Genomic DNA, 14,310 nt, shown 5'->3' on the forward strand with positions numbered 1-14,310 from the left:
AAGTCATAGCAATGAAACGCCGGAAGATGTTCCAATCCGGTCCGCTCCTGCGTTCACCAACGCAAGGGCAGCTTCCTTGGTTTTGATTCCGCCCGATGCCTTGATCTTAATATGTTTGGGTAAGTTGGCGCGCATCAGCACCACATCTTCTATCTGCGCCCCGGTGGCGGCAAATCCGGTAGAGGTCTTCACGTAGTCCACCTCCGCTTCCACACAGAGTTTGCAGACCTGCACAATCTCCTCAGGGGAAAGCAGAGCGGTTTCAATGATCACCTTCAGGATGGAGCTTTTGAAGTGGCACAGCGTGCTGAGTTCCTGCAGTTCAGAGACTACCTCCTCATGCTTGCCAGATTTGAACGCGGCAATGTTCATGACCACGTCAATCTCATTGGCTCCCTCAGACAAGGCCTGGTGCGCTTCAAAAAACTTCACTTTGGTTAATTGGTAGCCCAGCGGGAAACCCACTACGGTGGCTACTTTCACCCCGGTATCCTGCAGGGCGGCTACCGCCTGGCGCACAAAGCAAGGTGGCACGCACACTGCCGCGAACCGATGCTGAATCGCTTCCTGGCAGAGTTGTGCCACCATGGCTTGGGTGGTATCAGGCCTGAGCACCGTATGGTCTATATACGGTGCCAGGCTCTGTTCCGGAAATATGGGTACGTTTACGTTAGTCTTCAATGAGTACGCAACGGTTGTTGAGCAAATCGTTTTCTACGTTTTTGAACTTTACGTCTTTGAGTACGCGGCCATCAGAATACATCACGTTCACACGGTCGTTACGGCCAGCATGCTTCTCAGCTCTCACAGGCGTCTGCTTAGGAGCAGCTGCCTGCGGCATAGACGGCATGCCTTGCGTTGGTTCTTCCAGCGTAGAATGCACTTCTTCTTTCTGCTCATGCAGTTTTGGAGGTCTTGGCGCCTGCTGCGGACGGGCTTCCTGCACCGGAGCGGGTTGCTCCTGCTGTACCGGAAGATCTGCCTTGAACAGGAAGGAAACGGTTTCTTCGTTCACCTTGCTGATCATGCGCTTGAACAGCTCAAAAGACTCAAATTTGTAGATCAACAACGGATCTTTCTGCTCATACACCGCATTCTGCACGCTCTGCTTCAGGTCATCCATCTCGCGGAGGTGCTGCGTCCAGGCCTGGTCAATGGTAGCCAGCGTGATCACTTTCTCTACCGTCTTGATCAGCTCACGGCCGTGGGTGCTTACCACTTTCTCTAGATTAGCAATAGCAGTTACCTGCTTGCGGCCATCGGTGAACGGTACGGCAATGTTCTCAATCATAGGACCACGGTTCTCGTAGATATCGGCCATGATGGGGGCCGCGTGGTTCATGATCTGCTGGTTCTTGTTCAGGTAGAAATCAAGCGCCTCGTTGTACAGGCGATCCATCAACACCTCAGCAGACTGGTTGGTTAACTCAGTAGCCGTGATAGCCGAGTTGAAGCCGTACACTCTGATGATGTGCAGCAGGAAGTCTTCATGGTTACCGGTGGCTTTGTAGGTCTGTACAATGTCCTCAGCGGTATCATAGATCATGTTCCAGATGTCCAGCTCCAGACGCTCGCCGTACAGGGCGTTGCGGCGGCGCTTGTACACCACCTCGCGCTGGGCGTTCATCACGTCATCGTACTCCAACAGGCGCTTACGCGTTCCGAAGTTGTTCTCCTCCACTTTCTTCTGCGCTCTTTCAATAGAGTTGGTGATCATGGAGTGCTGAATCACTTCGCCTTCCTCCAGACCCATGCGGTCCATCAGGCGGGCAATGCGGTCAGAACCGAACAGACGCATTAGGCTGTCTTCCAGTGACACGAAGAACTGAGAAGATCCCGGATCACCCTGGCGGCCAGAACGACCACGCAACTGACGGTCTACCCGGCGAGACTCGTGACGCTCTGTACCAATGATGGCCAGACCACCCGCAGCTCTTGATTCCGGTGTCAGTTTAATGTCGGTACCACGCCCCGCCATGTTGGTAGCGATGGTCACGGTGCCCGCCTTACCGGCTTCGGCCACCACTTCGGCTTCGCGTTGGTGGTGTTTCGCGTTCAATACCTGGTGCGGGATACCGCGCAGCTTCAGCATACGGCTCACCAGCTCAGAGATCTCCACGGAAGTAGTACCTACCAGTACCGGACGGCCCAGCTTGGTCAGCTCCTGGATTTCCTCGGCCACGGCGTTGTATTTCTCACGCATGGTCTTGTAGACCTTGTCGTGCTCGTCTTTGCGGGAGATAGGACGGTTAGTAGGAATCACCACCACGTCCAGTTTATAGATTTCCCAGAACTCACCAGCTTCAGTTTCCGCGGTACCGGTCATACCAGCCAGTTTGTGGTACATCCGGAAGTAGTTCTGCAAGGTTACCGTAGCGTAGGTTTGCGTGGCATCTTCTACGCGCACGTTTTCCTTGGCTTCAATGGCCTGGTGCAAACCGTCTGAATAACGACGGCCCTCCATCACGCGGCCGGTCTGCTCATCTACAATCTTCACCTTGCGGTCTTCGGTCACGATGTACTCTACATCTTTCTCGAACAAGGTGTAGGCTTTGAGCAACTGGTTGATGGTGTGCACACGCTGCGATTTCTCCTGGTACTCCTGGATCAGGCGCTCTTTCTGGTGCAGTTTATCTTCAGCAGACAGTTCTTTGTGGCCTTCAATGTTGGCCAACTCTGTTCCGATGTCTGGCAGAATGAACAGATGCGGATCTTCGCCCTGACCGGTGATCAGGTCAATCCCGTTCTCGGTGAGTTCAATCTGGTTATGTTTCTCGTCAATGGTGAAGTACAAAGGCTTGTCGGCCTCTGGCATCTGACGGGCATGGTCTTGTAGATAGTATGCCTCTGTTTTCAACAGAATCTGGCGTACGCCGGTTTCGCTCAGGAACTTGATCAACGGCTTGTTTTTAGGCAAACCGCGGTACGCTCTGAACAAAGCCAGACCGCCTTCTTTCTCGTTTCCTTCTTTAATGAGACGCTTGGCTTCTACCAGGTAGTTGCTCACCAGTTTACGTTGGGCTTCTACCAGGGCAGCCACGCGTGGCTTCAACACGTAGAACTCGTGCTCATCGCCGCGCGGCACCGGACCAGAGATGATCAATGGCGTACGGGCATCGTCAATCAATACAGAGTCCACCTCATCCACCATGGCGTAGTGGTGCTTGCGCTGTACCAGCTCACTGGTTTCACGAGACATGTTGTCGCGCAGGTAGTCAAACCCGAACTCGTTGTTGGTACCGTAGGTGATGTCGGCCAGGTACGCGTTGCGGCGGGCATCGGTGTTTGGCTGGTGCTTGTCAATACAGTCAATGGTGATGCCGTGGAATTCAAACAACGGCGCCATCCACTCAGAGTCACGCTTGGCCAGGTAGTCGTTCACGGTTACCACGTGCACGCCGCGCTTGGCCAGGGCGTTCAGGAAAGATGGCAAGGTAGCCACCAGGGTTTTACCCTCACCAGTCGCCATCTCGGCAATTTTACCCTGGTGCAAGACAATACCACCAATCAGCTGCACGTCATAGTGCACCATGTCCCAGGTAACCTCGTTGCCAGCGGCAATCCATCGGTTCAGCCAAACGGCTTTATCGCCCTGGATCTGTACGTTGGGTTTGAGGGCGGACAGGTTGCGGTCAAAGTCAGTGGCGGTAACCACCAGTTGCCCGTTCTCTTTATAACGGCGGGCAGTTTCTTTCACAATGGCAAAGGCCTGCGGCAGCACTTCCAGGAGCACCACTTCCAGGTCTTTGTTGCGGTCTTTCTCAAGCTCGTCAATCTGGATGAAGATCTCCTCTTTGTCGGCGATGTCCAGCTCGGGCTCGTTCTCAATACGCTGGTGAAGCGCGTTTATTTTATCATCAATGGGTTTCAGGCGCTCGGCAATGGTGGCTTGCACCTCCTGCGTACGGTTCCGCAATTGGTCATCAGAAAGAGAAGCCAGTTGGGCAAACTCCTGGTTGATGAGCGTCACATACGGCAGTACGCCCTTGATATCCCGATCCGATTTGGTTCCGAAAATCTTGGCGACCGTCTTCCCAAAAAAATCAAACATAAAGTGTTATTTAAGATGTACTTGATTCAATTTCAAAAATACGCGGTTTTTCCGACAATTTTCTATCTAGCTAAAACAATACCACTTACACAATAGTGCCCTAAGCCTGACGGGATGTCAGAGAAAGTTGAAATCTGGCAAAAATGGCGAACAAAGGCAACGGTGGTTCCTGTTTTAGGACCGCTTTTTTGAAAATAAGAAAAAATGAAGCTGTTCTTATTTTACCCACTCACTCCTGAAACCCGCAGTTCATTTGCTTAAGGAATGAAAACCACCTGAAGACAGGGCCAGCTTTCAAGGTTATAAACAGGAGGTTGAAGACTGCTCTAGCTATAAAACAAAAACTCCGTTTCCGGGCTGTTTTGGTCAAAACAGCCCGGAAACGGAACAAAATTGGATACAAAATTCTAAGCGCCGGCCGAGAGTCTTCTTTCCACCTGCACTTCTTCTTCCTGCGGCGGCAAAGAGGGCCTAACGGGGAACTCGGTAGCTAAAAGGTAGCGGTTGAGAGCATCTTCCAGGGTGGGCAAAATAGCTCTTTTGCCTGTTCCTAAAACCGAGTAAGCTGGTCTTGCAGCAAGCCATTGCATTGTTTCCTGCGGTACAGGCTTCAGCCAGGGACTTGCCTCTAAACCGGCCAGCTTGGCAGCAAGCTCCGCCAATTCGGCCCAGGTGCAGTTGCCTTGGTTCGCCAGATGCCAGATGCCACTTTCACCGTCAATGAGCAAATCCAAGGTAGCATTCACCAGATCTGGCACGTAGGTAGGCGTGATTACGGCATCTGCCGCTGCCTGGAAAACCTTCTGCTGCGAGATAGCGCGCAACGCCTGGTACACAAAGTTATGCTCATCCCATGGCCCGAAGAACGCACTGGTTCTGATAATCAGCGCCTCGGGCATGGTCTTAAGCAAATGCTCTTCTGCCAGGGTTTTGCTGCTGCCATACACGTTCAATGGATTGGGCAGGTCCTCCTCCAGGTATGGAGCTCCCTTCTCCCCGTCAAAGACCAGGTCAGAAGAGAATGTAACCAGAGCAACCTGACTGGCGGCACAGGCTTTGGCAAGCACAGCCGGCCCTAAGGCATTCTCCCGGTAACAGGCTTCTGGCTCGCGTTCTGCCTCATCTACGCGCACGTAGCCAGCCGTATTCACCAACGCCCAGGGCCTGTATTTCTGCAACACCTTCTCTACCGAAGCTGCGTCTGAAATATCCATCTCCTGGCGGGAAAGCAACACATACGGAATACCTCTGATATCACAAACCCGAGCGAAAGCCCGGCCCAGTGTGCCGGTAGCGCCGGTAATCAACAGCGGCTGCACCGAGGGGTTTTCCTGCTTCTTCTGTTGATTGACAGACAAATCCCAGACCTCAGGGCATTCAGACAAAGGCGGATACACACTGCGGCAGGCTCGTTTCCACCAGCCATCAATCTTGAGCAATGGATGGCGTTCCTGGTCGGTGGCTAATCCGCTCAGGAACCTGGAGACCGCCGTTTGGGCAGGCACGCCGCCGCGCAGGTCAAATACGCCTATCTCATAATGCCCGTTGTTGTGGGTAAGCAGGCTGTTCCAGTCATAGGCACCCAGTAATGTCCAGGCGGTTACGGCCAGAATGTTTTTGCCCTGCTTTCGCAAAAGCGAGGCAGAATCCCAGACCTCGGCAAACCAGCGCATCTGCTCCTCACGGGTGCAGCAGAGATGGGCTTCGGTTATGGCCACCGGAATGTCATAGCGGTCACACACCTGTTCCAGAATTTTCTGGGCCCCTAACGGGTTCGCTGATTGAACCCGAACGGCTTCCACATCGGCGTAGCGTTCTTTATGGTTGCTGCCGTGCGTATGCCAGGGGTAGTCAATGATGCGTTCGTCAAGGTAGCGCTCACTGGTTACGTAGTAGTTCACGCCTATCACATCAGGCGGGCAAGGGTCTGCCACCAACTCCAGCAAAACAGATTCAGGAACTTTGGCCTTGAGCAGATATCCCCAAAGCGGGTGCTGCTGGTCTACTTTGCCGCAGAGCAGATCCCAGGACAACCAGCGGCGGTTGTTCTCAAAGTCTGCCTGGTACTGCAGCGCAGGCGTGCTGTGCGAGTAGCCCAGGTCATCGGTCTGGATAAGTTTAGCGTTGGGATTTATTTCCCTGATGGCCTTCATGGCCAGCCGGGTGGCGTTTACCTGATTGAGTAAAGCTTTGACAAAGGAGAGGTCATCTTTTGCGTGAGGATACCATAAGCCATACAACGCACTGAACCGGGCAGTAGTGAGCGGTTCATTGATGGGAGTGTAATACGTAACCCAAGGGAACTGCTGGGCCACGGCACGCGCGTACTGCGCAAATTTCTGGGGGAATTCCTCGTCTACGAGGCTGGTATATCGGGGGCCGCTGCCATGATGCAGCAGCCCCACGATAGGATCTATGTTAAGCTCCCGAAGTCTGTTCAGGCGTTCGGTGGCCCATGTCCAGTTGTATTGTTCTGGATGCTCAGGGGCTACACTTTCCCACAACACCGGGTACCGTATCTTCTTCAGGCCCAGGTCAGCAAACAGATCTAGATCTGTAATCCGGTGGGCATGACCGCTTTGCAGAAGCTGATCAAAGTACTGCTTTCCTACGCGGTTTACGGTACACTCAACGCCGCCCCAAAGCTCAATGTTTGCCATTCGCGCTCAGTTTGGTGGCACTTCCGTTTACGGTGGCAGAAGTTCCGTTCAGGGCTTCGCGCACAACTTTTGGCAGAACATCTACGCCATCTACTACCGGCAACGTGATCTTCTCTTTCTCAGTGAGTTTCTTGTGCAGGGTAAGCGCCTGGGCCACTACCTGGTCCATGTTGTAGTATTTGTAAGTTGCCAAGCGGCCTACAAAGTGTACGTTAGGGGTGGCATCGGCCAGCTTTTTGTACTTATTGTAGAGCTCAGCATTCTCTGGTTTTGGAACAGGATAGTAAGGATCTCCCTCGGCCCGCGGGAACTCGTACACCAAACTGGTTTTAGTGTGTTGTTGCCCGGTCAGGTATTTGAACTCTGTTACGCGGGTGTACAACTGCTCATTTGGATAATTCACTACTGCCACCGGCTGGAACACTTCTTTGTTCACGGTCTCGTGTTTGAACTCTAATGAGCGGTAAGGCAGTTTGCCGTACTTGAAGTCAAAGTACTCATCAATTGGCCCGGTGTAGATCATCTCTTTAAACGGAATCACGTCAATGATCTCGTGATAGTCTGTGTTGAGCATGATCTTGATGTTTGGATGGTTCAGCATGTTCTCAAACATCTTGGTGAACCCGTGCAACGGCATGGCCTGGTAGGTGTCTGTGAAGTAGCGGTCATCGCGGTTGGTGCGCGTTGGTACCCGCGAAGTCACTGACTTATCCAGCTCAGATGGGTCCATGCCCCACTGTTTACGGGTATAGTTCTTGAAGAACTTCTCATAGAGCTCGCGGCCCACTTTGCTTACCACCACATCTTCTGAGGTCTTGATCACCGGCACTTTCTCTGCCACAGACTCAAACCACTTATCCAGCTCAAAAGAAGTAAGATTCAGGCCATACAGTTTGTTGATGGTATCCAGGTTGATGGGCATGGGCACCTGCTGCCCGTCTACACTGGCTAACACGCGGTGCTCATAGGGTCTCCACTCGGTGAACTGACCCAGGTATTCAAATACTTCTTTGGAGTTGGTGTGGAAGATGTGCGGGCCGTACTTGTGTACAAGAATCCCATCTTCGTTATAATGGTCATAGGCATTACCGGCAATATGAGGGCGTTTGTCTATGATTAATACCTTTTTATTGGAATACGTAGCTAAACGCTCGGCTAGTACGCTCCCGGCAAATCCTGCTCCTACAATCAGATAGTCGAACATATAATTATTTGGCTAAAATTTTTAATTGTATAGTGGTTGTACGTCATACCTCTCCCGCTCACGCTCCGGGGGAGCAGAAATTGGGGCAGCGTTTTACAGCTGTTTTCTGGTTAATAGTTTAAAAACAGAGAAGAAACGCGCAGATCCTTTGTTAGACAGTGCTCGTTATTTAGCGGCAGAAGCGTTTTTCTTCTTTTCGTCAGATACGCATTGCATCAGGCGTACCATGTTCTGCCAGGTTTTGTCCCAGGAGATGCCCGCCAGATAATCATCTGTCTTCCGCATCCAGGCTTTATCGTCTTTTTGGGTAAGGGCTCTCTCAATGGCGGCTTCAAAGTCTTTGGCGCCATCGGCTATCTGTACCAGGTTCAAATCTCCGTAAGGCCGCACTACATCTCTGATAGAGGTAGAAACCACTGGTTTACCAGCAGCCAGATACTCTGGGGTTTTGGTTGGGCTAATGTATTTGGTAGAGTCATTGTGGGCGAACAGCAACATGGCTACATCCCAGCCGGCCAGGTAAGAAGGCAGTTCCTGATAGCTTTTACCACCCAGGTAATGGATGTTTGAACTGTTTGGCAGCACCGCCGGATCTATTTTCACAACCGGGCCAATGATGACAAACTGCCACTCAGGGCGTGCGTTCGCTACTTCGCGTAGCAATTCAATGTCAAAACGCTCATCTACCACCCCAAAGAATCCCATACGTGGGTGAGGGATTTTTGCCTGATCTTCTGGATCTGTCTGGGGCTGGCGTGCCTGGGCAAAGTGCGTTTTGTCAATGCTGCTAGGGAAAGCGTACACTTCTTTGTGCCGATCTTTCTTAGCTTCATACAAGCTCTGGCCACCGGTAAACAGAATATCTGCTTTGGCAATAAGCTCTGCCTCCAGTTCAAGCAGCCTTGGTGGCGCAAACTTGAACGCAGACAACTCGTCCATAACATCAAATACCGTCAAAGCCGGGTTGAACTGGCGAGAAATCTCCAACGCCATAGGAGTATAGTACCAAAATACGGTGTTATCCAGATCACGGTCTGCCATGAACTCATTCAGCAGCTCAATTTGCTTGGCATCAGACTCTTCTGGAGTTAACCCAGTTGGCAAATGCGCTATTACAATAGTTAAACGGCCGTTTTCCCGCTCTTTCATCTCCAGCCGCGGCTGGGCGTTTTCATAGAAATAGGGTTCTTCAAAGAAAAAGATGGGTGTATGCTTGGCAAAACGGGACAAAAGGTGTTGCGGACGCTGGTACACGAAATCCCACCGAAGATGCGACAAACAAATAATGGCCGAGACAGACGCGAGGTATGACTCCAAACTAGGAATATCAGATACTGACACTGGTTTGGAAGACACTTTGGGAGTATTGTTCACGAAAGATGAATAGGCGCTGGAAGAAGTTACCTCGGGTTCAGACGAAGAAGAGCTACTTCCCCCGCCGGGGATGAAATCTGTGTCTAGGTCAAACATAATCGAATGCGAGTTAGGATGAGTGGGTTCTTAGAAAAAGCGCCACAAGCGTCTTTTTCTTTTTTTAACCTAGCTTACGTAGGCAAGCCAAAAAAGGCTGCATTCTTTTGGATTTACCCTTGAAATCAATAGGAAAAACGGCAAAATACCGTATTAATCCACTAAACTTTAATGCGTTTTACCCCCGTGTTATGCCTCCGTATTTACTCCATCCTACTCAGCATCAGTCAAATAAATCAGACAGGATTTTCTGGAATTCCACCACATTCTGCCACCCTTGGGCGGTCCTGAGCCACTCTTTCCGGACACCAATCTCCTGAAATCCGGCTTGCCGGAATAGCTTTAAACTAGTTGAATTTTCCTGAGAAACCGAGCAATAGAGTTGGTGCAATTGCAGTACCTGGGCGGCATATTCTTCCAGAATCTGGAGCGTTTCTGCCCCGTAGCCCTGGCCTCTATGCGGCGCTGCCAAAGCAATCCCCACGCCGGCCCGGCGGTGCATGGGGTCAAAGTCAAACAGGTCAACGGTACCTACTACGGTGCTTTCCTGCTGAAGGCAGATCATCAGTCTGAGTTGCCGGGCTGCGTAAATGTCTGCGGCGGCATTCTCCAGATATTGCCTCAACACGTCCTTAGAAAAGGGCGCCACAGACAGACTCACCGACCATAATGAGGTATCGTTCTCAAACTGGTAGAGAAACTCAAGATCAGAGGGTTCTAGGGCGCGCAGGAAAATCCGTTGGGTTTGCAGCATAAGCGGCAAGTTTAGGAAAACAAAGCGTAAAACAGGGCTGCCATTCTTCTGACTGGAAAAGGCAGCCCCATTAGTGGCTATTTTGCCAGGTACTGATCAAGCCCAATGGGGCAGTAGGTGATGTTGGTCTGAATGGTAGTGCGCAGCAACTCCTCGTTTATGGCCTTGCGGCTGGTATCTACATACGGATGGTGCAGGTGGTACTGCACTCCGCCCATTTTAAGGGACATCTTCCGGATACCTGTATTCATGAGGCGGGCCGCTATTTCACTGTCTTCTGGTCCCCAACCCGTATAGTTTTCATTATAGCCATTCACGGCCAGAAGGTCTTTCCGCCAGAAAGACATGTTACAGCCTTTCACGTAATATTTATTCTTCCCCGTCAGTTTGTACCGATTGGCCAGAAATCTCCTGAGCAATCCCGAACGCAAACCATTGAAAAGGTTACTGGTTTTGCTTATATCCCTTAGGCTGAAGTTGATGATAGACTTATCCAGTATTTCACGGGTAAATTCTTCGCTGAGATTGATTCTGCCACCAGCCAGAAAGCGCCCGGGAGTTGCCATGGTAAGATGGTCCTGCAGAAACTTAGGGTGCAGAATGACATCGCCGTCTACTTGTACAATGTAAGGTTCTTTGGCCTGGGCAATGGCCCTGTTCAGGATCATGGACCTCTGGAATCCGTTATCGGGATGCCACACATGAATTAACGGAACCGGAAACCGCTTCTGGAAGTGCTCTATCAATTCCCTGGTTTCCTGCCCAGACCCATCATCGGCAATCAATACTTCCTGAGGCAATAGAACTTGCCTGGCCACACTCTGCAGACAGAGGTCTAACGCCTTAGGCCAATTGTAAGTTGAGATAATGAGAGAACACTTAGGTAAAGCCATGAAAGAAGTGTTGGTTTAAGGATGACTGTTTCTGACCGAGACTAAAGTTTACTTAATGCGACAGCGTTATCTCGCCTTTGAATACCTGCACCGCAGGCCCAATGAGAAACACGTTTCTGAAGGCATCGCCTTCTTTCTCAAAGCTCACCTGCAGGTTTCCGCCCAGAACCTGAATGGCTACGGGGCTGGTATACCCTGCCCGGCTGGCGGCCAAGGCCGCTGCCGTTACGCCGGTACCGCAGGAGAACGTCTCGTCTTCTACGCCCCGCTCATAGGTGCGCACAAACAGTTTGTTTTCGGGCAGATGCTCCACAAAATTCACGTTGGTACCCTCGGCCTTGAACCGGTCTGAGTAACGAACGGCACGGCCTTCAGAGAACACGTCCAGGTCTTGTAAAGCGTTTACCTGCTTCACGTAGTGCGGCGAGCCGGTGTTCAGGAAACAAGCGTCTCCTAAGTCCTCTACCTGGTCAACATCTATCATCTGCAGGTGCACCAATCCGTCTTTCAGGTAGGCTTGATGCGGACCATCGGCAGCGATGAAGTAGGCCTCGTTTTCCACCACGCCCAGGAACTGCGCAAAGGCCACCAGGCAGCGTCCGCCGTTGCCGCACATAGAGCTGGGCCGTCCGTCTGAGTTGTAGTAGACCATCTCAAAGTCATAGCCTTCTTTCAGTTGGAGCAGCATGAGCCCATCGGCCCCAATCCCCTTCCGCCGGTCGCATAAGAACGCTACCTGGTCCTGGGTAAGTTGAATGGTTCCGGCCCGGTTGTCCAGCACCACAAAGTCGTTGCCGGTGCCCTGGTATTTATAGAAAGTAAGGTTCATGTTGTGAAATACTGATGGTTTAAAGCCGAGGGGCTCTGCCTTCGGTTTGAAATAATCTTGAAAATTAGAAAAAAAAGAAACGCCACGCTAGTTTACATAAGTCTGACCGAAGCAATCGGTAGGAAGGTTCTCCTGGCGCTGCGTGGTTGCTTCTGTTTTTCTCTTCTTTCCTGAGAAACAGGCCTGAAACAGTTTCCGTTTCCTTTCACTGCACACGCACACCGCTACTCACCTGAAAAGCGTACCTTTGCACCATTACTTTTTACTGACCCTATGTACACTTTCCTGACCACCAGCGCCTGGACCGATTATGAACTGATAGACTGCGGCAATTTTGAGAAGTTGGAGCGCTTCGGGGATTACGTGCTGGCCCGCCCAGAGCCCCAAGCCGCCTGGGACAAACACCTGCCCGAGCGTGAGTGGGACCGCCTGGCCCAGGCCGTGTTCAAACGCGAAAAAGGCAACGCCGAGAAAGGTCAGTGGCAACTGAAAAAAGGCATGGCCGAGCAGTGGTTCATCAACTACCGCTACAACGACCTTAAGCTGAAATTCCGGTTGGGCTTGTCGTCCTTCAAACACGTGGGTTTGTTCCCCGAGCAGGACCCCAACTGGCAGTTCATCTTTGACCGCACCCGTGCGCTGCCCGGCAAACCCAAAGTGCTGAACATGTTCGCTTACACCGGCGGCGCCTCTTTGGCGGCCAATGCCGGCGGTGCCGATGTCACCCACCTGGACTCAGTGAAGCAGGTGAATTTCTGGGCCCGTCAGAACATGGAAGCCAGCAACCTGGACAACATCAGGTGGCTGGTGGAAGACGCCATGAAGTACGCCCGCCGCGAGGTGAAACGCGGAAACAAATACCAGGGCATCATCCTGGACCCTCCCGCCTACGGCCGCGGCCCCGATGGCGAGAAATGGCTCCTGGAAGAACAAATCAACGAGCTCATCAAGCTCTGCGCTGAACTGCTGGACCCCGAGCACAATTTCTTCGTGATCAACCTGTACTCCCTGGGCTTCTCGGCTTTGATTCTGGACAACCTCATCAGAGCCTCCTTCGGCAATACCGTACGCAACGAGGAACTAGGCGAACTGTACCTCAATGACCGCGGCAACCGCAAACTCCCGCTGGGCACTTTCTTCCGGTTCAGCTCCGTGAAGTAATTATTGATTGTTGATTGTTCATTGCTGGCACCGCCAAAAGCCGTTTTAAGTCCGATTTCTAGAAATCTGGCCTAAAACGGCTTTCTTTGTTTAGCAGAAGATTTGCCTGGTCAAAGCACCGCCTTTTACCGTAATGCCTTTTTAAAAACTTATTGACGTTAAAGCTATCCATAGAATTGAGTCCTTTCTTAGAACTGACCCATTCTTAATTCCTAATTCTAAATTCCTAATTCAAATATATGTCGCGCCGTTTAGCCCTTATTGACCTTGGAACCAATACGTTTCACCTGCTAATTGTTGAACTCAACTCTGACGGCGTGCAGCAGACGCTTTATAAAACCAAGATTCCGGTAAAGTTGGGCGAAGGTGGCATCAGCAAAGGCGAGATCACCCCGGAGGCCCGCGAACGCGGTTTACGCACGCTGAAGGAATTCAAGGAGATTATGGCGCAGCATCACGTGGAAGACGTGAAAGCCACCGCTACCAGCGCCCTGCGCAACGCCAGCAACGGAGCCGAGGTGGTGAAAGCCATCAAAGAACAAACCGGTATTGACGTGGAGGTGATCTCCGGTGCCCGCGAGGCAGAGCTGATTTTCAAAGGCGTGCAACTGGCCATGCAGGTAGGCCCCAAACCGGTGCTGGTCATGGACATTGGCGGCGGCAGCATAGAATTCATCATCGGGACGGACAAAGGCATTCTCTGGAAGAAAAGCTTCGAGATTGGAGCCCAGCGACTGCTGGACAAGTTCTACCCAGACCAGGAGCAGCCTATCCAACCCGAGCAGGTGAAAGCCCTGCGCCATTACCTGCAAGACCACCTGCAGAAACTCACCGCAGCCGTGCTGCAACACCAACCCGAGGTGCTAATCGGGTCCTCCGGCACCTTTGACACCCTGGTAGACATGGACCTTGCCTCCCAAGGCCTCACCCGCGATATTGACGCAACCCCAGACATGGAATTAGGCCTGAACACTTTCAACCGCCAATACAAAGAACTGCTGCAAAAGAACCGCGCCGAACGTCTGGCCATTCCCGGTATGCTGGCGATGCGGGTTGATATGATTGTAGTGGCCTCTGTTGCCATTGACTGGGTGCTGGAGAAGTATAACCTGGAGAAGATTCGGGTATCGGCGTATGCGTTGAAGGAAGGGATGCTGGCGGAGTTGTTGCAGCAATAATTTGCTTGCTGCATTGTGCGTATTGTTTTTTGCTTTCGCCAGCGAATTGCCGCTTGTCTATGGATTTATGGGCTACTTTTTCCATAGCAGGCGATATGCGCTCACGGCCG

At 51.8% G+C, this 14,310-nt stretch carries 10 protein-coding genes; 2 read left to right on the forward strand and 8 right to left on the reverse strand.

All coding sequences use genetic code 11. The features are described from left to right. Nucleotides 1–3 precede the first annotated feature (3 nt). The 8 genes from deoC to dapF all read right to left on the reverse strand — a co-directional run bounded on the left by deoC (nt 4) and on the right by dapF (nt 11,861). Nucleotides 4–681, reverse strand: a complete 678-nt coding sequence (deoC, locus tag JT719_RS09975) for a deoxyribose-phosphate aldolase (protein ID WP_242693123.1) — start codon at nt 679–681, stop codon at nt 4–6. Further along, a complete protein-coding gene (secA, locus tag JT719_RS09980) occupies nt 671–4,051 on the reverse strand; it encodes a preprotein translocase subunit SecA (RefSeq protein ID WP_207432857.1) in 3,381 nt (1,126 codons plus the stop codon). Before secA ends, deoC begins: the two co-directional genes overlap by 11 nt. Nucleotides 4,052–4,458: 407 nt before the next feature. Then, complete coding sequence (rfbD, locus tag JT719_RS09985; RefSeq protein ID WP_207432859.1) at nt 4,459–6,711, reverse strand: dTDP-4-dehydrorhamnose reductase; 2,253 nt, start codon at nt 6,709–6,711, stop codon at nt 4,459–4,461. Then, the gene (gene glf / locus JT719_RS09990) at nt 6,698–7,915 is read right to left on the reverse strand and encodes a UDP-galactopyranose mutase (protein WP_207432860.1); all 1,218 of its coding nucleotides are present in this window, start codon (nt 7,913–7,915) and stop codon (nt 6,698–6,700) included. The genes rfbD and glf overlap by 14 nt, the downstream gene beginning before the upstream one ends. Before the next feature lie 165 nt (nt 7,916–8,080). Next, the gene (locus JT719_RS09995) at nt 8,081–9,385 is read right to left on the reverse strand and encodes a glycosyltransferase family 1 protein (RefSeq protein WP_207432861.1); all 1,305 of its coding nucleotides are present in this window, start codon (nt 9,383–9,385) and stop codon (nt 8,081–8,083) included. Nucleotides 9,386–9,608: 223 nt separating this feature from the next. After that, entirely contained in the window at nt 9,609–10,139 is a 531-nt protein-coding gene (locus tag JT719_RS10000; RefSeq protein ID WP_207432863.1) for a GNAT family N-acetyltransferase, read from the reverse strand. Nucleotides 10,140–10,216: 77 nt separating this feature from the next. Then, nucleotides 10,217–11,032, reverse strand: a complete 816-nt coding sequence (locus JT719_RS10005) for a glycosyltransferase family 2 protein (RefSeq protein ID WP_207432864.1) — start codon at nt 11,030–11,032, stop codon at nt 10,217–10,219. A 52-nt stretch (nt 11,033–11,084) separates the two neighbouring features. Then, nucleotides 11,085–11,861: a diaminopimelate epimerase gene (dapF, locus tag JT719_RS10010; protein ID WP_207432865.1), complete on the reverse strand. Its 777-nt coding sequence runs from the start codon at nt 11,859–11,861 to the stop codon at nt 11,085–11,087. A gap of 273 nt (nt 11,862–12,134) precedes the next feature. On the opposite strand from dapF, the gene JT719_RS10015 reads away from it, so the two are divergent. Both JT719_RS10015 and JT719_RS10020 read left to right on the forward strand, forming a co-directional pair. After that, nucleotides 12,135–13,022, forward strand: a complete 888-nt coding sequence (locus tag JT719_RS10015) for a class I SAM-dependent methyltransferase (protein WP_207432867.1) — start codon at nt 12,135–12,137, stop codon at nt 13,020–13,022. Between the two features lie 239 nt (nt 13,023–13,261). Continuing rightward, a complete protein-coding gene (locus JT719_RS10020; RefSeq protein WP_207432868.1) occupies nt 13,262–14,200 on the forward strand; it encodes a Ppx/GppA phosphatase family protein in 939 nt (312 codons plus the stop codon). Nucleotides 14,201–14,310 lie beyond the last annotated feature (110 nt).

This window comes from Sabulibacter ruber, from assembly GCF_017355955.1.
GTDB lineage: Bacteria > Bacteroidota > Bacteroidia > Cytophagales > Hymenobacteraceae > Nibribacter > Nibribacter ruber_A.